Below are 23,532 nucleotides of genomic sequence, written 5' to 3' on the forward strand. Positions count from 1 at the left end.
GCCGGCATTTCACGCAATGCCGGCCGTCCCGTCAAGCCTCCGAAGCACTGGCCTGCCAAGTGGCGGTCGCCGCCACCTCAAGGCCTGGCGGCTGCGCCCTGAGCTCAGTCACCACCGGGCTGCAGTGCCAAGTCGGCCACGGACGCATGGTCCTCAGCAGGCTGAGTCTTGGGTTTACGCTCACGCACCAGGTAGGAGTACAGCACCGGCACTACCACCAAGGTCAGCAGGGTTGAGGTGATGACGCCGCCGATGATGGCCCGACCCATGGGCGCTTGCACCTCACCGCCCTGGTTGAAGGCAATCGCCATGGGCAGCATGCCGAAGACCATGGCGGCCGTGGTCATGATGATGGGGCGCATGCGCACCAGGCCGGCCTCCAACAGCGCCTCGGGAATGGTGGCTCCGCCCTTGCGTGCGTGGTTGGCGAAATCGATCAGCAGGATGGCGTTCTTGGTTACCAGGCCCATCAGCATGACCAGACCGATCATGGAGAAGACATTGAGCGTCGAACCGGTGATCAGCAAGGCCAGCATCACGCCGATCAAGGACAGAGGCAGGGAGGCCATGATGGCAATCGGTTGCACAAAGCTGCCGAACTGGCTGGCCAGCACGATGTAGATGAAGATCACCGCCAGACCCATGGCAGCCAGCAAGCCCTTGAAGGCCTCGTTCTGCTGTTTGCCGGCACCGTCGACATTGAACTGCACACCGGGTGGCAGCTCCATGGACTTGATGATCTTCTGCACATCGGCATTGACATCGCCCGAGGGGCGGCCCTCGGTGCCGGCGAACACCGCCTCGCGGCGCTGCAGGTTCTGACGGCGGATCACCTCAGGGTTGAACACCGATTCAATGGTGGCCACCTGATCGAGCGAGATCGGCGAGCCGTCCTTGGCAAAGGCCACGGGCAGCTTGAGCATCTGCTCAACGCGCTGACGCTGCTCAACCGGCAGACGCAGCAAGACTTCGACCTGGTTGCCATCCGGCGTGGTCCAGTAGGTCGCCACCTCGCCGTTGACGTAGGCACGCAGCGAGGCGGCCACCTGAGGCGCGGTCAGGCCCAGCTCGCGAACGGCCGAGTCCTTGAGCTTGACGGCAAAGGCAGGCAGGCCCGGCTTGACCGTGGTCTCGACATCGACCGCGCCCTTGACCGCCTTGATTTTGGCCACCAAGTCGTTGGCCACCTGAGTCAGCGCTTCCGGGTCATTGCCCAGCAAGGTGATCCAGATCGAGCGGTCGCCGCCGACGCTGGCGTCGACGCCGGGGATCTTGGCAATCTCGGCGCGGATCGCGTCTTCGATCTGCTTCTGGCTGCGCTTGCGGTCCTTGCGGTCCACCAGCGAGATGTTCAGCGAGGCCTGGTTGCGGCCGGTGGCCATGCCCTCGCCGGTACCGCCGACCACGGTGGACACCGTCTTGATCTCCGGGTAGCGGCTCAGCAACTCTTCCACCTGCAAGACCTTGGCATTGCTGCGTTCCAGGCTGGAGGCCACAGGCAGGCGCAGATTGATTTGCGTGAAGCTGTCGTCCGTCTTGGGCGCGAACTCGCTGCCGACAAAGCCGCTGAGTACCAAGGCCAGCACGAAGCTGCCGCCGCCGGCCATCATGACCAGTCCGCGCGGTGTGATGGTGGCCAGGCGCAGGCGGCGCGGGGCGCTGCGGTCGCGTTGCCCCTCAGCATTGAAGGGGCGAGCCCAGACCGGGATCGGCAAGGCAAACAGGCGATAACGGCGGCTCGAGAAGGCCCAGCGAATCAGACGCTCGTAGACCCGGTGCAGCACATCCATGCCATGGTCGGTGGCCCGGATCAGATGGCCGATCACCGGAATCTTCTTGACGTAGTGGCTCGGCGGATCCTTCCAGATCGAGCTCAGCATGGGGTCGAGCGTGAAGCTGACGAACAAGCTCACCAGCACCGCCACTGCCACGGTGATGCCGAAGGGGTAGAAGAACTTGCCGATGATGCCGCCCATGAAGGCCACCGGCACGAACACAGCGCAGATGGCAAAGGTGGTGGCCATCACCGCCAGACCGATCTCATTGGTGCCATCGAAGGCGGCTTGCCGGTGGCTCTTGCCCATGCCGACATGGCGCACGATGTTCTCGCGCACGACGATGGCGTCATCGATCAGCAAGCCGATGCACAGGGAGAGCGCCATCATGGTCATGAAGTTCAACGTGAAGCCGAAGGCATGGACGGCGATGAAGCTGGAGATCACCGCGATCGGCAGGGTCAAGCCGGTGATGATGGTCGAGCGCCAGCTGTGCAGGAACAGGAAGACGATGGCCACGGTCAGCAGCGCGCCTTCGACCAGGGTGTGCTTGAGGCCGTTGAGCGAGTCCTTGACGTTGTCGCTGGAGGCAAAGATCAGGTTCAGCTCCACATCCTTGGGCAAGGTCTTGCGCAGCTCGGCCATGGCCTCCTTGACACCCTCGCCGGTGTTGACGATGTTGGCGTCCTGCTGCTTGAAAACATTGAAGGTGATGGCCTGGGCACCGTTGATGCGGGCCAGGCTGTCGGGCTCACGCTCGCGCTCGACCAGCTGACCCAGATCACCCAGGGTCAGCACCAGATTGCCACGCCGCGCCACCACCACTTTGGCAAAAGCCTTGGGGTCCTTGACCCGGCCTTCGACGCGCAGGATGGCATCGGCGCTCTTGTCCGAGATCAGGCCCACCGGCTGGTCGACATTGGCCTCGCGCAGAGCGGTGGCGATTTCGGCCGGGGTCACGTTGTAGGCACGCAGGCGCAGCGGATCCAGATCGATGCGCACCTCGCGCGCCACCATGCCGCCCACGTCCACACGGGCCACGCCGTCGACACGGCCCAGTCGCTTGGCGATGATGAGCTCGCTCATCATCGACAGCTCGCGCGCCGGCCGGGTCTTGCTCATCAGCGCGGCCAGCACCACGGGCTGGTTGTCTTCCATCTGGGCGCGCGCCACGGTCGGCGTCTTCGCATCCTTGGGGAAGGCGGCCTGAGCCAGGGAGACGCGGTCCCGCACCTCCTGCATGGCCCGACCCATATCGGTGTTCAGACCGAACTCGACCTGGGCTTGAACACGGCCTTCGAAGCTGCGCGAGAGCACTTTCTCGACGCCAGCAATCGTGTTCAGTGCTTCTTCCAGGGGCTTGGCAATTTCACGTTCCACGGCCTCGGGCGAAGCGCCCGGATAGCGCACATCGACCGAGGCGACCGGGATGGAAATATCCGGCATGTTCTCCACACCCAGCTTGGCGTAGGAGAACAGACCCAGCACACACAGAGCCACCATCACCATGGTGGCGAAGACCGGGTTTTGAATCGAGACGCGCGTCATCCACATGGTGCCGCTCCTCAGTTCGCGGCGGCCGAGGCCACCTTGGTCTTGGCCGGCACCACGGTCGCCTTGGCGCCCTCGCGCAAGTTATCGAAGCGGGCCGACAGCACCTGGGCGGCCGGCGTCAGGCCTTGCAGCACCTCGACCCGCCCTTCCCGCGCGTCGCGTCGGCCGGTGGTGACGATGCGGCGCACCAGGGCACCGTTTTCGATCAGCCAGACCTGCTCCTGACCTGCATTGCTGCTCACCGCCGTCTCCGGCACGGTCAAACGCTGGGCTTCATCGGCCAGTTCGACGCGGGCCCCCGCATACTGGCCGGCCCGGAATTCTTCCTTGGGATTGGCGAGTTCCAGGGTCACGCCGATGGAGCGTGTGCCGGGCTCGGCGGCCGGGGCAATGCGGCTGATCCGGGCCTGCACCGGCTCGTCATGACCCTCGACCTTGACGCGCACCGCCATGCCCGGTTTGAGCCGGCTGACCTCATGCGTGCCGACCAAGCCGGCCAACTCCAAGCGGCTCAAGTCCACGATGCTGAGCACCTGTTGCTCCGGCGCCAGCTTTTCGCCAGCCACCGCATGGCGCTTGGACACCACACCACTGATCGGCGCCACCAGGGCCGCCTGGCGCAGGGTCACCTGGGCCGTGTCGAGCTGCGCCTTGGCCGCATGGAGCTGGCCACGGGCGGCTTCCAGGCTGGCCCGCGAGCTGTCCAGGGCCGTGCTGGCAATGAATTTCTGATCAGCCAGGCCTTGGTTGGCCTTGAACTGGCGCTCTGCCTGATCCAGCTGCGCACGGGCAGACTCCACACTGGCGCTGCGTTCGGCGATGCGGTAACGCAGCTCTTCCAGATCGACCTGCCCGAGAGCCTGACCGGCGCGCACCCGGCTGCCCTCGGCCACGGCCAGGCTCAGCAAAGTGCCGCTGGACTTGGCCCGAACCACGGCCGTATTGGGGGCGACCAGGGGGCCGGAGAACTCGATCTGAGCCGGCATGCTGGTCATGGTGGGCTTGACCACCTCGCGGGGCACAAACTCCAGGGTCAGCTTGGCAGGCCCCTCCTCGCCCGGCTTCTTGGCGGCGTCAGCGCCTTTGCTTGCCCACACCGTCACACCCGCGCCACCAGCCAAAAGCACTGCAGCGATGCCACCGATCAGCCATTGTTTGCGCATGGAGTCCCCCATTCATCTGTCAAAACCACAAAGTGGCCGCAGTGTAGGAAGACGAGGGGCCTGGGGCTGGCCACTTGCGACGAAACGCGGAAAGCCGGGAACGATCTGCGCGGGCTTGCGATCACCGGACCGCCGCCGGCTTCAGGGCGCCGGGGCTTGGCGCTCGCAGACCAGGCTGCGCCAGGCGCAAGCGGCACCGGCCAGCGCGCACAGCGCCGCCGCCCAGAACACGGCCGGGAAGCCATGCCGAGCCACCAACCAAGCGCCCCCCAGACTGCCCAACACGCCCGACAGCCCATAGCCCAGGACTGAATACAGTGCCTGGCCACGGCCGCGCAGGCGGCCCGGGAAGTAGCGAGTGATCAGGGCGATGCAGGCCGTGTGCTGGGCTGCGAAAGTGACGGCGTGAGCACATTGGGCCAGCAGCAGCAAGCCCAGGCTGGCCCCGAAGGCCGCCGTCATGGCGAAGCGCAGCGCCGCCAGCAAGGCCGCTGCCAGCAGCCAATGGTGCAAGGTGGCTCGTTCCAAGAGGCGGCCCGAGAAGGCAAACCAGAAGATCTCCACCACCACCGAGATCGCCCACAGGCCACCGATCACTGGCTTGCTGTAACCCAGAGCATCGAGATAGAGGCTGAAAAAGGCGTACAGCGCCGAATGCGCCAGCACCGTCAGGAAGACGCCCAGAAAGAACCAGCGCACCTCGGCACGGGCAAACACGGCAAGCACCGAGTCGCTGCCCTCGGTCGCCGCGGCTGCGCTGCGTGCGGCAGAGCTGGGCCGCGCCTGCAGCGGCATGCGCCAGGCCATCAGCACCACCAAGGACAGCAAGGCAAAGGTCGTCAGCGCAAACCAGCGCATGCCGAAATGCTCGTACCACCAACCGGCCAGCACCACGGTGGCCAGAAAACCGATCGAGCCCCACATGCGAACACGCCCATAACGGCGCGTGTCCATGCCGCCGTCGGCCGTGCTCAGATGGCTGGCCACCACGGTTTCGGTCAAGGGCACGATGGCCGCATTGAAGCTGAACATCAGGAAGGTGGCGATCACCAATGTCGCCAAACTCGGCGGCAGCAGGAAGCCCGCGCCGGCGATGCAGCTGGCCAAGGCCGTCCAGCGGATGATCTGCACGCGCTGGCCGGTGCGGTCGGCCAGGGCGCCCCAGGCGTAGGGCGCGAACAAACGCGTCCAACTGGACAGGGACACCAGCAAGCCGATGGCGAAGACCGGCAGGCCCAGCTCTTTGTACCAGAGCGGGGCGTAAGGATTAAAGCCGCCGATGGCGGCGAAGTAGGCGCAAGACAGGGCCGCGCTGGCGGCCAAGGTGCGGGCCGAAGCGCCGCCGCGCGGCAGACCGAAGCTGCCGGAGCCGCTCAGCGGCTCGGTCATTCAGGCAATCCGTCCGAGCCCGCAGCGGCTTCGGGGCGCGCCCCGGGGATCGGTGCCAGCGGCAGCGCCACATCGCCGCATTGCGCGCGGTGGCGCAGCACATGGTCCATCAACACCAGGGCCAGCATGGCCTCGGCGATCGGCGTGGCACGGATGCCCACGCAGGGGTCGTGGCGGCCAAAGGTTTCGACCACGGCCGGCTCACCGGCCCGGTTGATCGAGGCCTTGGGGCTGCGAATCGAGCTGGTCGGCTTGATGGCGATGGAGGCGACGATGTCCTGACCGGTCGAAATGCCGCCCAACATGCCGCCGGCGTTGTTGCTGGCAAAGCCGAGCGGGGTCAGCTCATCGCCATGCTCGCTGCCGCGCTGGGCCACCACGCCGAAGCCGGCGCCGATCTCCACGCCCTTGACCGCGTTGATGCCCATCAGGGCGTAGGCAATGTCGGCATCGAGCTTGTCGAACAGAGGCTCGCCCAGACCCACCGGCACGCCGGTGGCCTCGACGCGGATGCGCGCGCCGACCGAATCGCCGGATTTGCGCAGCGCATCCATATACGCCTCCAACTCGGCGATTTTGCTGACATTGGCGGCGAAGAAGGGGTTGTTGCCCACATGCTGCCAGCCCTCGAAAGGGATATCAATCTCGCCCAGCTGGGTCATGCAGCCACGGAACTCGGTGCCGAATTTCTCTTTCAGCCATTTGCGCGCCACAGCGCCGGCGCCAACCATGGGCGCGGTCAGGCGGGCCGAGGAGCGGCCGCCGCCGCGCGGGTCGCGCAGGCCGTACTTGCGGTAGTAGCTGTAATCGGCGTGGCCCGGACGGAAGCTGTCCAGAATATTGCCGTAGTCCTTGCTGCGCTGGTCGGTGTTCTTGATCAGCAGGCAGATGGGGGTGCCGGTGGTAAAGCCCTCATAGACGCCGGAGAGGATCTCGACGGCATCGGGCTCGTTGCGCTGGGTCACATGGCGGCTGGTGCCGGGGCGGCGGCGGTCCAGTTCAGGCTGAATGTCGGCCTCGCTCAGGGCCAGGCCGGGGGGGCAGCCGTCGATCACGCAACCGATGGCCGGGCCATGGCTCTCGCCAAAATTCGTGACCCGGAACAATTCGCCGAAAGTGCTGCCTGACATGGGAATCCTGTGCTGCCTGAAGCGCAGGATTCTACGGGCAGGCCGAGTGAAGCCCGGCCTGCCCGCCGCCGCAGCGTTACAAGCTCATCAAGGCGTGACCGTGGCGGTGACCGTCACGCCGCTGTAGGCCGCATAGGCCTGCACACCGACGATGTAGGTGGCCGCCGTCGGCGCGGTGATGGCGCAGCTCTCGTTGCTGGTCGAGCCATCGCTCTTGCAGGCATAGCTGCTGGTGCTGGGCTTGGCCGTCTTCTGCACAAACAGATCGGCATCGCCGTTGACGCCCTGCAGGGTGACGGTCAGCTTGGACGCAGCGCTGGGCAGGGTGATGGCGTAATAGGTCCAGCTGCCTGTGGCCGCGCTCTGATTGGCCAGAGGCACGCCGCTGCTCAGCGGGGTGGGCGGGGTGTCGGGCACGCCGCCGGTCAGGCTGCCCTTGAGCGCGTAATAGCCGACCGAGGAATAGTTCGAAAAACCGTTCTGCGGCGTGCCCTCAGCGCCGCCTTGGATCTTGATCTGGTAGCTGCCCGCCGCCAAAGCCAGGTTCTTGAACTCGGCCGAGCGATTGACCGACAGATTGCTGCGCGCCACCTGCTGGCCGCTGCCGTTGAGGATGACTGCATCGACATCCAGCATGCGCAGGTACTCGATGGGATCGACACGCAAGTTCAAAGTGCCGGCGGTGGCGACATTGAAGCTGAAGACGTCGCTGTCGGTGTTGCGCTCGATTTGCCCCCAGTTGTCCAGCGGGTTGATCTCACCACCGGCGCGCAACTGCAGCGGCTTGCCACTGGCGTTGTCGTCGGCCACATAGGGCACCGACTCATTGACCGTCATGATGCGGAAATCGTCTTCCTGGTTGTTGGCCGTGCTGTACTCGCCGCGGCTCCAAGTGAAGAGCTGGTTGGCCCAGGATCCGCCCATCCAATAGTTGCCCATGATAGGCCCCCACTGGTAGGCGGCGATGCCCTCGTAGTACTCACCGCCGCTGCCGCCGCCGTCATGCGACATGCCCATCTGGTGGCCCACCTCGTGGGCGCCGGTCATGCCGATGCCATAGCCGTAGTCGAAACCGGCCGAAGGATTGCGGTAGAGCGTGCCGGCCGAGGTGGTGCCGAAGGAGCGCAGGGGCGCGAAGGAGCGGCCGTCCTGATTGACGAAATTGATGATGCCGGTGCGCAAGGTGTTGGCCGTGCGCGCTGCGTCATAGACCGCACGGTTGGTCGTGACGTTCATGTTCAGCATGCTGTACTGGTCGGCCACCGACTGCCAGGCCCGGTACATCTGCTCCTTGCTCACGCCGTTGAGCGGCGTGCTGCCACTCATCACCGCCGTGGTGTTGAGATAGAAAACCCAGGGGCTGCCGGGCTTGCTCTCCAACTTGGTGACGTCCTGGTTGGCATATGGGCCGATGTGCGGCGCCTGGCGCAAGGCCATGGGGCTGTAGACCGGCGCGGCCACGGCCAGCGCGGTGATACCTTGAGCACGGTCGTAGTCCCGCTGGAACTCCTCTTCAAAATCCGGGAAGACCTTGGTGTAGGGGACTTCGCGCACGGTCACCTGACCTTTGGCACCATCGACCGCGCCCGTGCTGAACTCAAAGGCCTTGCGCTTGTCGTGCAAGGCAAGGTATCCCCCTAGGCTTTTGGCACTGCCCTTGAGGAAGAACACCGAGTTGCTGTTGCCCAGTGCATGGCCGGAAATCGACACCAGGCCGTTCTTGTCGAAGAAGTCCTGGATCTGCACCGCCAACGACTCGCTGCCCAGGGTGCGGAAGAAGGGGCTGCTGCTGCCACGGTGTTGCTGGCGCAGAGCATCGATCAGCTGCTCGCCGCTGCCGAGGTTCAGCACCATCGCGCTCTCGCGCGAAGCATCTTGCGCAGCGGCCGGCAGGCTCAGGCTGGCGAGCGAACTCAGGGCCAGAACGGCCGCGGGAAGCAGGGCAAGTTTCAAGGGGTTCTTGTGGGCAGGCATGGGAGTCTCCAGAGGTGGTTGTGCGCCGTCGGTTCAGGACCGAGGCTGCGCAGTGTCCTCAGCCCATCGGCGCTTGAACATAGAAACATCTGACAGATGTCCGGGTCCCAGCAACACAGCGCCCGACTCGGTTCGCCGAACAATGAAAGACGCGATGAAAACCTGCTTTCGATCTTCCACGGAATCCGCGCCCGCAAAGGGTCGCCACCAATGGTCGGCTGCAGCTTGGCTTCGTAGAGTCCGGACGCAGGCCGCAGGCCCCACCCGGAGGAGGAGACGCACATGAGCAGCACCCATCGAATCTCACGCGAGCAGGTGATCTACGCCATGTCTCGTGACAACCCACCCGTGCTCACGGTCGACAGCGGCGAGCGCCTGCTGTTTGAAACCTGCGATTGCTTCCAGGACCAGATCGTCAGCGAAGACACGCCCTTCGAGGGCGTGGACTGGGCCCGCATCAACCCGGCCACCGGCCCGGTCTTCGTGCGCGGCGCCGAAGCCGGCGATGTGCTGGCCGTGGATATCGAGCACATCGAGGTGGGGAAGCGCGCCGTCATGGTCACGGCGCCGGGCCTGGGCATCCTCGGCGATCGCTTCACCAAGGCCAGCATCCGCAGCATGGCCATCGAAGACGGGCAAGTGCTGATGCCAGGAGGCATCACCTTGCCTCTGCGCCCCATGATCGGCGTCATCGGCACAGCGCCGGCTGGCGAGGCGGTGTCCTGCGGCACGCCCGACGCCCACGGCGGCAATATGGACTGCAAGCTGATCAGCGCCGGCCACACGCTCTACCTGCCAGTGCAAGTGCCGGGCGCTCTGCTGGCAATGGGCGATCTGCACGCGGCCATGGGTGACGGCGAGGTCTCCGTCTGCGGGCTGGAGGTGGCCGGCGAGGTGCACATACGCCTGCGCCTGATCAAGACCGAGGCCGGCAAGGTCTGGCCCCTGCCTTTGCTGAGCACACCCAGCCATGCCTACACCTTGGGTTCAGCGGTGCAGCTCGATGAGGCCGCCCTGCTGGCCAGCCGCCAGATGGTGGAGCTGCTGACGCGGCACGGCCGCTTGAGCGAGGTCGATGCGGTGAACCTGATGAGCATCGCCGGCAACTTGCAGATCTGCCAGATCGTCGACCCCAAGAAAACCTGCCGCTTCGAAATGCCCCAGGCCTTGCTGCAGCAGCTGGGGATTGCACTGTGAACGGCTCGACCACACCAAGCGCGGTCTCGCCCGGCCTGGCCGACTTCGGCTACCGCCAGGAGCTCAAACGCGCCCTGAGCTTCCAGGACCTGCTCCGCTACGGCATGGTGGCCATGGTGCCGATCGCGCCGTTTGGCGTCTACGGCTTTGTGGCAGAAACTTCGCAAGGCTTGGTGCCCCTGGCCTATGGCCTGGGGCTTTTGGCCATGGTGTTTACCGCGCTCTGCTACGCGGCCATGGCGCGCGAGTTTCCGGTCGCCGGGTCCGCCTATGCCTACACCCAGCGCGGCCTGCACCCGCTGGCCGGATTTCTTGCCGGCTGGCTGCTGCTGCTCGACTACATCCTGGTTCCCGCCCTGCTCTTTGTGGTCAGTGCGAATTCGCTGCAAGCCCTGCTGCCCGCCCTGCCAACGGGCTGCTGGGTGTTGGCCTTCATCGCCCTGTGCACGGCCATCAATCTGCGCGGCGTGGAGCTGACCGCGCGCGCCAACCGGGTGTTTCTGGCCCTGCAACTGCTGGTGCTGGCGGTGTTCATGGCCCTGGCGCTGTGGGCACTGCTTGGGCCGGGCGGCGCGGGCCTGAGCCTGAGGCCCATCCAGGGCCCGCAGCTGAACTGGAACTGGGTGGCAGGAGCGGCAGCCATCGCGGCCCTGTCTTTTCTGGGCTTTGACGCGATCTCCACGCTCAGCGAGGAGGTCCGGTCCGACCCCTCGCGCCCGCGCGACAATCCGGTGGGCCGGGCCACCCTCTGGGTGCTGTTCGTGATGGGCGCCTGCTTCATCGCACAAACCTGGTTGGCGGCCGAACTGGCCCTGGCCGCAGGCCCAAGTTTCAAGCCTGCCAGCCCCGACAGCGCCTTCTACGACATCGCCGCACTGGCCGGCGGCCGCGGCCTCTTCATCACCTGCGCCGTGGCGACCGCTCTGGCCTGGGGCGTGGCCAATGCCTTGAGCGCGCAGGCGGCGGTGTCTCGGGTGCTCTATGCCATGGCGCGAGATGGCCAACTGCCGGGCTCGCGCTGGCTGGCCCAGGTGCACCCCGAACGCCAGACGCCGCAAGCCAGCACCTGGCTGGTAGCGGCCGTGTCCCTGGCCGTGGCCTTGCTGTTTCTCGATGACGCAGCCGCCCTGACCAACCTCGTCACCTTCGGCGCGCTCAGTGCCTTTGTGCTGCTGCATTTGGCGGTGATCTGGCATTTCCTGGTGCGCCAGCGCAGCGGCCGCTGGCTGCGCCATGGTCTCCTGCCGGCCCTGGGCCTGGCGGTGCTGCTCTTCATCCTTTACGGGCAAGATCGCGCGGCCATGAAGCTGGGGCTGGCTTGGCTGGGCCTGGGTTTGCTCTGGTGGGCCACGCTCGGCCGAGGCCGCAAACAGGCATTGAGCCTGAGCGCTTGAACTCGGTCACCCACAGCGCGCGCCGACCAGCCCTCAAGCCTGGCGGCGCTGTGGCTCGCTCAGGTGCAGGAACTTGGTCAGCAAGTCGCGCGGTGGTGCGACCGAGATGGCCTTGAGCATCTGCCCCACATTGCCGCGGTGGTAGGCCCCGTGAGTGATCAGGTGCAGCAGCATTTCCTCGCGGCTCATGCAGCCGCCATCGCCATCCGTGAACTGGAAACGCAGGGGCTCGGCAGCCTGCTGGGGACTGAGTTCAGCGACATAACGCTCAAACCAGGCGTCCGCCTCCGCCTGCTCGAACTGGAGCACCTCCAAACTCGGTGTGTCATCGGTGTTGGTGCGGGTGTAGCCATGCGCCTCTTGGTTGAGGTGGGCACGGAAGATGCAGTCCACCACGTAGATGTGGTTGAGCATGCGCAGGGCGGCGTGCAGATCTTCGGCGTGTTGGCTCGCGTCCACATCCGCCAGCACGGCAAACAGTTCCTGGTTGGCCCAGGACTTCTGGGCAAAGAGTTGCTGCAGGGTTTTCATCGCGATGAACGTCTCCTCTGTGCTCCAAGCAGCGCAGTGCCGAAGCGCCGCTGGCCACGGAGCCAGGGCTGAAAACAAAACAGAGAAGCCGGCTTCGCCGCGCTTCTCTGTCGGAATAAAACTCAGGCCGGCACCACCGCTCAGGTGGTGCGCAGGCGATCAGGCGCTCAGAACTTGGACTCGCCCGCCGCGGCCGGATTGTCTTCCAGCGGCCAGTCGCGAATGTAGGCCTTGAGCATGCGGTTTTCGAAATCCTGCCCGTCGACCACAGCCTTGGCCACGTCGTAGAAGGAGATCACGCCCATCAGCGTCTTGCCATTGAGCACGGGCATATAGCGGGCGTGGCGGCCCAGCATCATGCGGCGGACTTCATCGATTTCGGTTTCGGGCGTGCAGGTCAGCGGATGGTCGTCCATGACGCTTCGAACCAGAGAGGTGCCGACCGTGCCGCCATTGCGCACGATGGCCGCGATCACCTCGCGGAAGGTCAGCATGCCGACCAGGTCGCCATGCTCCATCACCACCAGGGAGCCGATGTCGCGTTCGGCCATGGCAGTCACGGCCACGGCCAGCAATTCGTCGGGCGTGACGGTGAACAGCGTGCCGCCCTTGACGCGCAAAATGTCGACGACTTTCATGATCAGCTTTCTCCTCGTTTTCACTGCCTGCCACTGCTTCGCACGAACTGCCGCGCTGCCGGCAAGACCCGGCACCTTGCGCCGCAGGATGCTTGGGAACATAGCACACAATCCGCGCATTCAACATCACGAAAGTCCATATGTCCGGTTACAGCGACCCTGGCTTTGACACCCTGGCTTTGCATGCCGGCGCGGCCCCCGATCCCGCCACCGGCGCGCGCGTCACGCCCTTGCATCTGAGTACCTCCTTTGTGTTCGAGAACAGCGAGCACGCCGCTTCGCTCTTCAATATGGAGCGCGCCGGCCATGTCTACAGCCGCATCTCCAACCCGACCACGGCCGTATTCGAAGAGCGCATGGCCGCGCTGGAAGGCGGGGTCGGCGCCATCGCCACGGCCAGCGGGCAAGCGGCCCTACATCTGGCCATCGCCACCATCGCGGCGGCCGGCTCGCACATCGTTGCCTCCAGCGCGCTTTACGGCGGCTCGCACAATCTGCTGCACTACACCCTGGCTCGCTTCGGCATCAGCACCAGCTTTGTGAAACCAGGCGATCTGGAAGGATGGCGCGCCGCCATCCGGCCCGAGACCAAGCTGCTCTTCGGCGAGACCCTGGGCAACCCGGGCATGGACGTGCTGGACATCCCGGCCGTCGCGGCCATCGCCCACGAGGCCGGCCTGCCCCTGCTGGTGGACGCGACCCTGAGCACGCCCTATTTGCAGCGGCCCATCGCCCAGGGCGCCGACCTGGTCATGCACTCGGCCACCAAATTCCTGTCCGGCCACGGCACCGTCGTCGGCGGCGTGCTGGTGGACAGCGGCCGCTTCGACTGGCAGGCCGCGTTTGATCGCAGCGGCGGCCATCGCTTTGCCGAACTCTGCGAGCCCTACGCCGGCTTCCACGGCATGGTGTTCAGCGAGGAGAGCAGCACTGGCGCCTTTCTGCTGCGCGCGCGCCGCGAGGGCCTGCGCGACTTCGGTGCCTGCATGAGCCCGCACACCGCCTGGCTGATCCTGCAAGGCATCGAGACCCTGTCCCTGCGCATGGAACGCCATGTGCAGAACGCCAGTCGCATTGCAGAGTTCCTGGCCACCCAACCCCAGGTCAGCCGCGTCGGCTACCCCGGCTTGGTCAGCCACGCCGACCATGGCCTGGCCCAGCAGCTGCTGCCGCGCGGTTGCGGCTCGGTCTTCAGCTTCGATCTGCAAGGCAGCCGCGAGCAAGGCCGGCGCTTCATCGAAGCGCTCAAGATCTTCTCCCACCTGGCCAATGTCGGCGACTGCCGCTCGCTGGTGATTCACCCGGCCAGCACCACCCATTTCCGCATGGACGATGCGGCCCTAGCGCAGGCCGGCATCACGCCCGGCACCATCCGCCTGTCCATCGGCCTGGAAGACGCCGAGGACCTGATCGCCGACTTGAAGCGCGCGCTCAAGATCGCCGCCCGCTGAAGCGAAGCCACCGAGACCCACACCATGCTCTTCAACGTCCACGAACAGTCCACGTACGCCTACACCGGCGGCAAGCCCTTTGACCCCACCCTGCCCTGCGTGGTCTTCATCCACGGTGCCCTCAACGACCACAGCGTCTGGACCCTGCTGGCGCGCTGGTGCGCCCACCACGGCCATGCGGTGCTGGCCGTCGACCTGCCCGGCCATGGCCGCAACCGCGCGCAAGCGCCGCTGGCCGATGTGCCGGCCATGGCCGACTGGTTGCTGGCCTTGATGCAGGCCGCGGGCTTGAGCCAGCCCGCCGCCCTGGTCGGCCACAGCATGGGCTCGCTGATCGCGCTGGAGGCCGCTGCGCGCGCGCCCGAGCAGGTCAGCCGCCTGGTGCTGGTGGGCACGGCCTACCCGATGAAGGTCTCGCCCGCCCTGCTGGAAACCGCCCGCACCGCGCCCGAGCAGGCCATTGCCATGGTCAACACCTTCTCCTTCGCCAGCTGGGCCAGCAAGCCCGGCTACCCGGGCCCGGGCAGCTGGCTGCAAGGGGCCGAGCTGGCACTCAAGACCCGCATCCAGAACGGGCAGACGGCGCTCAATTTGTTCGAGCACGACTTCCGGGTCTGCGACAGCTATGCCGGCGGCTTGGAGGCTGCGGCCCGGGTGCGCTGCCCGGCGCATTTCATCCTCGGCGAGCAGGACCAGATGACGGCGCCCAAGCAGGCGCAAGCCCTGATCGAGGCGCTGAAAGCCCAGGTGCCCACCGCCGTGCACACACTGCCGGCCGGCCATTCGATGATGGCCGAGGCGCCGGACGCCATGCTGGCGGCGCTGCGCCAGGCGCTGCGCTGAACCAGTCACTCAACCGTGCTGGATCAGCCCATCCACCACCTGGATGGTGCGGTCGCAGCGCTGGGCCAGCTCGGGGTTGTGGGTCACGAAGAGCACGGCCGTGCCCTGCTCGCGGTTGACCCGGCGCAGCAGCTCGAACACCGCATCGGCGCTCTTGGTGTCAAGGTTGCCGGTGGGCTCGTCGGCCAGCAGCAAGGCCGGCTTCATGGCCAGGGCTCGGGCCACGGCCACGCGCTGCTGCTGGCCGCCGCTGAGCTTGTTGGCCAGGTTGTCGCGCCAGGGCGTGAGCCCCACCTGATCGATCAGCTCGGCCGCCCTCGCCGCCATGGCCGCATCGGGCCGGCCCTTGGCGCCGAGCAGAGGCAGCATCACGTTCTCCAGCGCGGTGAAGGCGCTGATCAGGTGGTGGTACTGGAACACAAAGCCGATGTTGTGGCCGCGCAGCCGGGTCAGCGCATGGTCGTCCAGGCCCACGGTGTTCTCGCCGCAGATGCTCAGCTCGCCACTGCTGGGCCGGTCCAGCAGGCCGACGATATTGAGCAGCGTGCTCTTGCCCGAGCCGCTGGGGCCCATGACGGCGCAAAACTCGCCGCGGCTCAAGTCCAGATCAATGCCGTGCAAGACCTCGCTGGCGAAGGGCGTGCCCGGGTTGAAGACCTTGCGCACCCCGCGCATGGTCACCACAGCGCTGCGATCGGCGCCCTCAGCCACGGATGGCCACCACGGGGTCAAGTCTTGCCGCACGCAGGGCCGGCGCAAACGCTGACAGCAAACCGGTGATGCTGGCCAAGAGCAAGGCCAGGGCAAACAGCTGCGGGTCCAGGCTGAGCGCGAACAGCGGCGTGCCGTCGGCATTGCGTGCAAAGCGCTGCCAGGCCAGCAAGGCCGCCGCGCCGATGGCGCAACCGATCAGCGCGCCTCCTAGACCCAGCAGGCCCCCTTGCAGCAGGAAGACACGCAGGATCTGCCCACGCGAAATGCCCATGGCTCGCAAGATGCCAATCTCGCGCGACTTCTGCACCACCACGACCACCAACACGCTGGCGATGCCGAAGGCGACCGAAAGGCCGACGAAAAAGCGGATGGCTGTGTTGGCTGTCGACTGGGCGCTGACGGCCGAAAAGAACTGGGCGCTGGCCTTGATCCAGCTGTCGGCCTGCACGCCGGTTTCCGCGGCGATGCGCTGGGCCATGCGCTCGGCAGCATAGACATCCTCGACCGTCACCTCCAGGCTGCTGACCCCGCCGGGCAGGCCCAGCAGGCTTTGCGCCGTGCGCAGGGGCACAAAAGTGCTGCGCTGATTGGCGCCCTTGTTGCCCAGGTCGAAGATGCCGGCGATCTTGAAAGTGCTGAGGCTGGGTGCGGCGCCCGGATTGGCAGCATTGCTGGTACTCAGGCGCAGCTTGTCGCCGACATCGAGGCCCAGGTCGGCGGCCAGCTCACTGCCGATCAGGATGTCACCGCTGCCCAGCTGGGCCGTGCCGCGCAGGATCTTGTCGCTGAGATCGACGATGCGGTAGTACAGCGCCGGCTCGATGCCGGTGATGGACACCGCACGGCTGGCACTGCCGCGCAGCACCAGGGCCGAGCCGCTGACCTGGGGGCTGACCACCCGCACGCCCGGCATGGCCTGCACCTGCCGGGCCACGGCCTGCCACTGGTCGATGGACTTGAGTCGCTGCAGCGGCGGCTGGACGATGGCGCCGACCACGGCGCCGGGCTGGCCGTCGGGGCCCAGCTCGTGCTCGCCGCGCAGCTCGCGCGTGAATTGCTGCGGCGGCAGCAGCTGGATGTGAGCCTGGGCCGAGAGCACGCGGCGGATGAAATTGCCCTGCAAACCGGCCAGCAAGGCCGACATGAAGACGATCACGCCCACACCAATGGCCACGCCGGTCATGATGAACAGGGTCTGCAAACGCCCCTCGCGCAGAAAGCGCAGGGCGACGATCCATTCAAACGGTTGCCAGGACTTGAGCATGGTCAGAGGGCTCGCCCGGCTTCAGCGGCTGGCGGGCGAGGACGCTGCTGCTGGTGCTGCGGTCGGCGCGGCCAACACCGGCCGCACCCGATCACCGGCATTCAGGCCGGCCGCATCGGCGGCCGCGGCCTGCAGCACCACATCGCCCTCGGCCATGCCTTCGAGCACCTCGACCCAGCCACCGCTTCGCAGGCCCAGCCGGAGCTCACGGCGCTGCAAGCCCTCGCGGGTATCGACGCGCCAGACCCAGGGCTTCTGCCCCGGCGCTTCATGCAGCTGCGCCAGGCCCAGCAGCAAGGCCCGCTGACGCCGGCCCACCTCAACGTCGGCCGAGACCGTCATGTCCTGGCGCAGATAGGCCGGCGGCGCATCGACCGCCAGGCGCACCTCGACCGCGCCGGTCTGGGCATTGACGCCCGGGTTGATGTAGGCCACGCGCGCAGCGAAGCGCTGCTCGGGGTAAGCGTCGGCCGAGGCCAGGGCCGGCTGGCCCAGCTGCAGCAGGCGCAGGTTCTTCTCGTCGATGGACAGCACCAGCTCGGTCCGCCCCTGGGGCGAGAGCGTCATCAGCAAACGGCCGGCCTGCACCACATCACCGACCTCGACATTGCGCGCAATCAGGGTGCCGGCCACCGGCGCCTGGATGCGGGTGTAGCGGGCCCGCGCCCGGGCCAAATCGGCGGCGGCCTCGGCCTGGCTCAGGGCCGCACGGGCAAGCGCCAGCTCGCTGCCGGCCGGTTGCAGGCTGCGGGTCTGGGCCTGGTTGGCGCGCGCCTGGGCCTCGGCCAGGCTCAAGCTCTTACGCGCCTCATCGAGGGCCGCCGCACCAATGAACCCTTGTTGATGAAGCTGCTCACTGCGCTGCAGCTGGGCACGCGCCAGATCGAGCGTGGCTTGCGCCTGGCGCAGCTGCTGCTCGCTGACCGGCAGCTGCACCTCGCCCAGGCGGCGCAGGTTCAGCTGCGCCTGCTGCAAGGCCGCCTCGGCTTGGCGCTGCGCGGCGCTGAGTTCACTGGCCTCCAGCGCCACCAGCAGCTGGCCCTGCGCCACCGTCTGCCCCTGCGCCACCGGCACCTCGCTGACCGTGCCGGTGATCTGCGCCGCCAGGTCCACCCGGTGCGGCGCCTCCACCCGGGCACTGGCCACCACGGTCTGCACAAAATCGCGCCGCTGCACCTGCTCGGCCGGCACGGCCTTGCCGCGCTGGCTTTGCCACAAGCCCCAGGCTGCAGCGATCAGAAGAACGCCGACGCCCCACAGGAGCCAGCGAGGCAAGGTTCGGCGCTGCGGCGCAGCCGGGGTTGAGGCAATCGGAGTGTCCATGGCGTGCGTCAACTCACGCTCAGTTGCGGTAGGCCAGGCCCAGGCTCCAGCTGTAGGAGCTCGGTTTCTGGTTGAGTGGGCTGTCGGCGGCCGAGCCCAGCAAGCGACCCACGCCAAGACTGCTGAAGCAAACCCAGTGTTTGCTGACCGAGCGGGTGTAGCTCAAGCCCAAGCCTGCATCGCGAAGGCCGGAGCCCGGCGCGTAGCTCCGCCCCAGGCGCTCTGCCGCCGGACCTTCGGGCACGCCGAAATAACTCTGCATGTAGCGGCCATTGCCGCCGGAGACGCCCAGGCCAAGGTTCAACTCACCTCCGGCCGAACGGAAGAGCTGCTTGCGCAGATCGGCGTTCCAGACCAGGCCGCCATCCCGGCCGGCCAGATCCTGGCTCAGGCTGCCACCCAGCTGCCAACTCGGGGCCAAGGTGAAGCCCACGAACAGCCGACCACGCAGCGTGCGCTTGACATCGGGCAGGCCCTGGGTGCTTTCGCTGTCGCGGCTGTTGCGACCGCTGTCCACGCGCAAGCCGAAGCCCAGGTTGAAGTTCTCGTTGCGAAACAGCTCGCGGCTGGCACCGGCGCCGCCATCGACGGTTTCGCGGCCGAAACCCATCAGGCCGGAAGAGCCCGAAGTGGCGATGCGCCAGCGGCCCCAACGCACCGCCCACAGCGGCTTGATGTCACCGGCGTATTGGCGCGCACCGAAATACTCGGGGCTGTAGCGATAAGCGGCACCAATCAAGTAGCGCACATCGCTTGAAACCGCAGCTTCCAACGGGGTTTGGGCTAGGCTGAGACCCGGCAGGCCGGCGGCGACCAGCAGCAGCATTTTTGCCCAGGCCAAGGCGGGCGGCGCAGGCCGCGGACCATGACAAGTCGTATGTTCAGAAACCTGAGAGATGGAGTTCAGCAGCATCAGCGCAGCTTAGCAGCGCTGCGCGGCATTTGTCCGTGCGCTGCGGCTCAGCTGATGCAGATCAAGCCATGCCCATGCTCTGGAATCAGAGGCCCAGGATAGGCCGCAGCTGGGTCAGCATGTCGGTGGCCATGGCCTGCAAGTCGTACTCAAGCTTCCAGCCCCAATCGGCCACGGCGGCGCTGTCGTCGATGCGCTGTGGCCAGCTGGCGGCGATGGCCTGGCGGAAGTCCGGGGCATAGCTGATCTCAAAGCCGGGCACCTGGCGGGCGATCTCAGCGGCGATCTCGGCCGGCGTGAAGCTGACGCCGGCCAGGTTGTAGCTGCCGCGCTGCTTGATGGCCTCGGCCGGGGCTTCCATCAGCTCGATGGTGGCGCGCAAGGCGTCGGGCATGTACATCATGGGCAAGGCCTGACCCTCTTCGAGGAAGCAGGTGTAGCGGCCGGTCTTGAGCGCCGAATGGAAGATGTCCACGGCGTAGTCGGTGGTGCCGCCGCCCGGGGGCGTCTTGTAGCTGATCAAGCCGGGGTAGCGCAGACTGCGCACGTCAACGCCATGCTTCTCAAAATACCACTGGCACCAGCGCTCGCCGGCCAGCTTGGAGATGCCGTAGACCGTGGTCGGGTCCATGACCGTGGTCTGGGGCGTGTCCAGGGCCGGGGTGTTGGGGCCAAAGGCCGCGATCGAGCTGGGCCAAAAAATGCGGTCCAGCTTCTGGGTGCGGGCCAGCTCCAGCACATTGAGCAGGCCTTTCATGTTCAGGTCCCAGGCCCACATCGGGTGCTTCTCGCCGGTGGCGGACAGCGCGGCGGCCAGCAGATAGATCTGGGTGATGCTGTGGCGCTTGACGACGGCGGCGATGGCCGCCGCGTCGGTGGCGTCCAGCATCTCGTGCGTCAGGGCCGGCACGCGGCCTTCAGGCGCCAGGTCGCTGGTGATGACGTTGTCATTGCCGTGGCGCAGGGCCAGGGCCTGGGCCAGCTCGGTGCCGATCTGGCCGTTGGCGCCGATGATGAGGATCTTGGTGGTGCTCATGGGTCTGAGTGCAGTTCGGGGAGGGGCTTCAGAAGATCAGGCCTTGATCAGGCCCAGCTCGCGGCCGGCCTGGGCAAAGGCGGCGACGGCGCGCTCCAGTTGCTCACGCTCATGGCCGGCCGAGACCTGCACGCGGATGCGCGCCTGGCCCTTGGGCACCACGGGGAAGAAGAAACCGACGGCGTAGACACCCAGCTCGAGGATGCGGGCGCTTAAGCGTTGTGCCATGACCGCGTCGTACACCATGATGGGCACGATGGGGTGGGTGCCGGGCTTGATCTCGAAACCGGCGGCCTGGATGGCCTCGCGGAAGTAGGCGGTGTTGGCCTCCAACTTGTCGCGCAGGGCGGTGGAGGCTTCCAGCAGATCCAGCACGGCGATGGACGCGCCGACGATGCTGGGCGCCACGGTGTTGGAGAACAGATAGGGGCGCGAGCGCTGGCGCAGCAGCTCGATCACTTCCTTGCGGCCCGAGGTGAAGCCGCCCGAGGCGCCGCCCAGGGCCTTGCCCAGGGTGCCGGTGATGATGTCGATCATGCCAAAAACACCGCGGTACTCATGCGTGCCGCGGCCGGTCTGGCCCAGGAAGCCGCTGGCATGGCATTCGTCGATGCCCAGCAGCGCGCCGTACTGGTCACACAGGGCACGGATCTTGTCCAGCTGGGCGATGGTGCCGTCCATGGAGAACACGCCGTCGGTGAAGACCAGGGTGTGGCGGGCGCCGGCGGCCTTGGCCGCTTCCAGCTGAGCTTGCAGATCGACCAGATCGTTGTGCTTGTAGCGGAAGCGCTTGGCCTTGCACAGGCGGATGCCGTCGATGATGGAGGCGTGGTTCAGCTCGTCGCTGATGATGGCGTCTTGTTCGCCCAGCAGAGGCTCGAACAGACCGCCATTGGCGTCAAACGCTGCCGCGTAGAGGATGGTGTCTTCGGTGCCCAGGAATTTGGCCAGGCGCTGTTCCAGGGTCTTGTGCAGGTCTTGTGTGCCGCAGATGAAGCGCACCGAAGACAGGCCGTAGCCGTGGCTGCGCAGGGCTTCATGCGCGGCTTCGATCACGGCCGGGTGCGAGGACAGGCCCAGGTAGTTGTTGGCGCAGAGGTTGATGACTTCGCGGCCGTCGTTGGTGTGCACCAGCGAGCCTTGCGGTCCGGTGATGACGCGCTCGCTCTTGTAGAGGCCGGCCTCGCGGATGCCAGCCAGTTCATTGCGAATGTGGGCGTAAAAGTCTTCGCTGCTGGCCATGAGGGTCTCCTGGGTGTGGCTTGGTGGTGCGGGCGGATGCTCGCCGAGCTGAGCTTGGTGCACAATCCGTTAAATTGAACATAGTTCGATATATCGAACTTATGTGCAGTATCTGGGATTTCCTTTTTGGGGTCAAGCATCATGTCCGTGCCGAGTTTGGATCATCTGGAGCCGCCCAAGGTGGGAGCCACCTTGCAAGCCCTGCGGCAAAGCCAGGGCTTGTCGCTGGACGAACTGTCGCGCCGCGCCGGGGTGAGCAAATCCATGCTGTCCCAGATCGAGCGCAACCAGGCCAACCCCACGGTCGCGGTCGTCTGGCGCCTGGCCAATGCGCTGCGGGTGGAGTTGTCCGAGCTGCTCGGCGGCGAGCGCGCCGCGGCGCCGGCCATTGAAACCGTAGCCGCCCATGCCACACCCAGCATGAGCAGCCCCGACGGCCTGTGCCAGCTGCGCATCCTCGGCCCCATCGACCTGGCCGGGCAGTTCGAGTGGTACGAACTGACGGTGCAGCCCGGTGGCGCGCTAGAATCAGCCGCCCACGAACCCGGCTCGCGCGAACACCTGAGCGTGCTCAGCGGCAGCTTGCGCGTGGAGGCTGGCGGCAGCAGCCGGACTTTGAATGCAGGTGAAACTGCACGTTATGCGGTGGATGGTCCGCATGCCATTCGCCACCTCAGCGCCGCGGGCCAAGCCCAGGCCGAGCCGGCCGTGGCCTTGCTCGTCGTTCTGCACCCCTGAAGCGGGTCAGCGCGGCTCGGTATCAAGCAGCTCGGCCAGACTGACCTGCTCCCAGCCGCTGCCCGACCAGAGCGGCGCCAGCACGGCGCTGCGCACGGCCAGGGTGGCTTGCAGCAAGGCCTTCGCCGGCGTCTGTTCGGGCAAGCACAACAGCACCAAACGCTGGGCACCAGCTTCGTCGAGACGCCCTAACCAGTTCAGATCGAGCAACTGATCGAGCACCGGCTCCAGCTGCAGCGGGTCCACGCGCAGTCGGCGCGCGAGGCTCAAGCTGGTCAGGCCGCCCTCACCGCGCGCCTGGCTGTCGCGCAACTCGCGCAGCACACACAGGCACAGCTCCAGCGTCAGGCCCGGCGCTTCCGGCCGGCGCAGCATGCCGCTGCCCAGGCTCGGCGCATTGGCCGCCAGCAAGGCCCCCAGCAGCACGATCACCCAGCCCAAGTACAGCCAGACCAGAAAGATCGGCACCGTGGCGAATGCGCCGTAGAGCGTGGAAAACGTCGGCACCTGCTTGAGATACCAGGCCAGCCCGGCCTTGGCCAGACTGAAGCCGACGGTCACGAAGACGCCGCCGAGCAAGGCATGGCGCCAGCGCACATCGGTGTTGGGCACGTAATGAAAAAGTGCAGCCACGCCGAAAGACAGGAACAGGAACTGCACCATGCTGAAGAGCAGAGACAGGGACACCGGCATGGTGCTGACCAACTCATGACCGGTGGTGATGGCATAGCTGGTCAGGGCCAGGCTGCCGCCGAGTAGTAGCGGGCCTAGGGTCACGGCGGCCCAGTAAACCAGCACGCGCTGGGCAATCGGCCGCGGTCGCTGGACACGCCAGATCTGGTTCAGAGTGCGATCGATGGTCAGCATCAGGGCCAGGGCCGAGAGGCCCAGGGCGATCAGGCCGACGGCGCCGAGCCGGCTGGCCTTGGAGGCAAATTGGGTCAGAGCGGCCAGCACCGGGCGGGCGATGCTGTCCGGAATCAAGCTCTTCAGAAAGTACTTCTCCAGCGCCACCTGGAAGGAAGCGAACATGGGAAAGGCGGTGAACAGGGCCAGCATCACCGTCAGCAGCGGCACCAGGGAAATCAGGGTGGTGAAGGTCAGACTGCCGGCGGTCAAGCCGAGGCGGCCCTCGCGAAAACGCTCGCGCAGGCTGCGTACGGTCAGGCGCCAGGGCCAGTTTTGCAGGGATATCAGGAACTGGTCGAGGGTCGGCCTCTGGACCAGGGGGTCGGAGCTGGGATTTCGCATGCTGGCTATGAT

The 23,532-nt window shown here is 66.4% G+C and carries 19 protein-coding genes; 5 read left to right on the forward strand and 14 right to left on the reverse strand.

Annotated features, from left to right (window positions below):
• Positions 1-104: 104 nt before the first annotated feature.
• The 5 genes from LNV28_RS15500 to LNV28_RS15520 all read right to left on the reverse strand — a co-directional run bounded on the left by LNV28_RS15500 (position 105) and on the right by LNV28_RS15520 (position 8,985).
• The gene (locus LNV28_RS15500) at positions 105-3,329 is read right to left on the reverse strand and encodes an efflux RND transporter permease subunit (protein WP_263517281.1); all 3,225 of its coding nucleotides are present in this window, start codon (positions 3,327-3,329) and stop codon (positions 105-107) included.
• 11 nt (positions 3,330-3,340) lie between these two features.
• The gene (locus LNV28_RS15505; RefSeq protein ID WP_263517282.1) at positions 3,341-4,492 is read right to left on the reverse strand and encodes an efflux RND transporter periplasmic adaptor subunit; all 1,152 of its coding nucleotides are present in this window, start codon (positions 4,490-4,492) and stop codon (positions 3,341-3,343) included.
• 141 nt (positions 4,493-4,633) lie between these two features.
• A complete protein-coding gene (locus LNV28_RS15510) occupies positions 4,634-5,881 on the reverse strand; it encodes an MFS transporter (RefSeq protein WP_263517283.1) in 1,248 nt (415 codons plus the stop codon).
• Positions 5,878-7,011, reverse strand: coding sequence for a chorismate synthase (gene aroC, locus LNV28_RS15515; RefSeq protein WP_263517284.1), 1,134 nt, complete (start codon positions 7,009-7,011; stop codon positions 5,878-5,880). Before aroC ends, LNV28_RS15510 begins: the two co-directional genes overlap by 4 nt.
• A gap of 87 nt (positions 7,012-7,098) precedes the next feature.
• Positions 7,099-8,985, reverse strand: a complete 1,887-nt coding sequence (locus LNV28_RS15520; RefSeq protein ID WP_263517285.1) for a PPC domain-containing protein — start codon at positions 8,983-8,985, stop codon at positions 7,099-7,101.
• Positions 8,986-9,267: 282 nt separating this feature from the next.
• On the opposite strand from LNV28_RS15520, the gene LNV28_RS15525 reads away from it, so the two are divergent.
• Both LNV28_RS15525 and LNV28_RS15530 read left to right on the forward strand, forming a co-directional pair.
• Positions 9,268-10,182, forward strand: coding sequence for an acetamidase/formamidase family protein (locus LNV28_RS15525; protein WP_263517286.1), 915 nt, complete (start codon positions 9,268-9,270; stop codon positions 10,180-10,182).
• Positions 10,179-11,576, forward strand: coding sequence for an APC family permease (locus LNV28_RS15530; RefSeq protein ID WP_263517287.1), 1,398 nt, complete (start codon positions 10,179-10,181; stop codon positions 11,574-11,576). Before LNV28_RS15525 ends, LNV28_RS15530 begins: the two co-directional genes overlap by 4 nt.
• A gap of 33 nt (positions 11,577-11,609) precedes the next feature.
• Here the strand turns inward: LNV28_RS15530 and LNV28_RS15535 are convergent, their stop codons facing one another.
• A complete protein-coding gene (locus tag LNV28_RS15535; protein WP_263517288.1) occupies positions 11,610-12,107 on the reverse strand; it encodes a DinB family protein in 498 nt (165 codons plus the stop codon).
• 167 nt (positions 12,108-12,274) lie between these two features.
• The gene (locus LNV28_RS15540) at positions 12,275-12,745 is read right to left on the reverse strand and encodes a CBS domain-containing protein (protein WP_263517289.1); all 471 of its coding nucleotides are present in this window, start codon (positions 12,743-12,745) and stop codon (positions 12,275-12,277) included.
• A gap of 140 nt (positions 12,746-12,885) precedes the next feature.
• Here LNV28_RS15540 and LNV28_RS15545 point away from each other — a divergent pair, with 140 nt between their 5' ends.
• Together LNV28_RS15545 and LNV28_RS15550 are read left to right on the forward strand one after the other, a co-directional pair.
• Positions 12,886-14,196, forward strand: a complete 1,311-nt coding sequence (locus LNV28_RS15545; protein WP_263517290.1) for an O-acetylhomoserine aminocarboxypropyltransferase — start codon at positions 12,886-12,888, stop codon at positions 14,194-14,196.
• Between the two features lie 24 nt (positions 14,197-14,220).
• Entirely contained in the window at positions 14,221-15,039 is an 819-nt protein-coding gene (locus tag LNV28_RS15550; RefSeq protein WP_263517291.1) for an alpha/beta fold hydrolase, read from the forward strand.
• Between the two features lie 9 nt (positions 15,040-15,048).
• On the opposite strand, the gene LNV28_RS15555 is transcribed toward LNV28_RS15550, so the two are convergent.
• From LNV28_RS15555 to kbl, 6 genes are all read right to left on the reverse strand, one after another.
• Entirely contained in the window at positions 15,049-15,714 is a 666-nt protein-coding gene (locus LNV28_RS15555; protein WP_263517649.1) for an ABC transporter ATP-binding protein, read from the reverse strand.
• A gap of 28 nt (positions 15,715-15,742) precedes the next feature.
• Positions 15,743-17,017 (reverse strand): ABC transporter permease, encoded by a 1,275-nt coding sequence (locus LNV28_RS15560; protein WP_263517292.1) that lies wholly within the window; start codon positions 17,015-17,017, stop codon positions 15,743-15,745.
• A gap of 21 nt (positions 17,018-17,038) precedes the next feature.
• Entirely contained in the window at positions 17,039-18,340 is a 1,302-nt protein-coding gene (locus tag LNV28_RS15565) for an efflux RND transporter periplasmic adaptor subunit (protein ID WP_263517293.1), read from the reverse strand.
• 19 nt (positions 18,341-18,359) lie between these two features.
• Entirely contained in the window at positions 18,360-19,181 is an 822-nt protein-coding gene (locus LNV28_RS15570) for a MipA/OmpV family protein (protein WP_263517294.1), read from the reverse strand.
• 157 nt (positions 19,182-19,338) lie between these two features.
• Positions 19,339-20,289, reverse strand: coding sequence for an NAD-dependent epimerase/dehydratase family protein (locus LNV28_RS15575; protein ID WP_263517295.1), 951 nt, complete (start codon positions 20,287-20,289; stop codon positions 19,339-19,341).
• Between the two features lie 36 nt (positions 20,290-20,325).
• A complete protein-coding gene (kbl, locus tag LNV28_RS15580; RefSeq protein ID WP_263517296.1) occupies positions 20,326-21,531 on the reverse strand; it encodes a glycine C-acetyltransferase in 1,206 nt (401 codons plus the stop codon).
• Positions 21,532-21,672: 141 nt separating this feature from the next.
• On the opposite strand from kbl, the gene LNV28_RS15585 reads away from it, so the two are divergent.
• Positions 21,673-22,269: a helix-turn-helix domain-containing protein gene (locus LNV28_RS15585; protein ID WP_263517297.1), complete on the forward strand. Its 597-nt coding sequence runs from the start codon at positions 21,673-21,675 to the stop codon at positions 22,267-22,269.
• Positions 22,270-22,275: 6 nt separating this feature from the next.
• On the opposite strand, the gene LNV28_RS15590 is transcribed toward LNV28_RS15585, so the two are convergent.
• The gene (locus LNV28_RS15590) at positions 22,276-23,520 is read right to left on the reverse strand and encodes a YihY family inner membrane protein (RefSeq protein WP_263517298.1); all 1,245 of its coding nucleotides are present in this window, start codon (positions 23,518-23,520) and stop codon (positions 22,276-22,278) included.
• Positions 23,521-23,532 lie beyond the last annotated feature (12 nt).

It is taken from the genome of Paucibacter sp. DJ2R-2 (assembly GCF_025717675.1).
Lineage (GTDB): Bacteria > Pseudomonadota > Gammaproteobacteria > Burkholderiales > Burkholderiaceae_C > Paucibacter_A.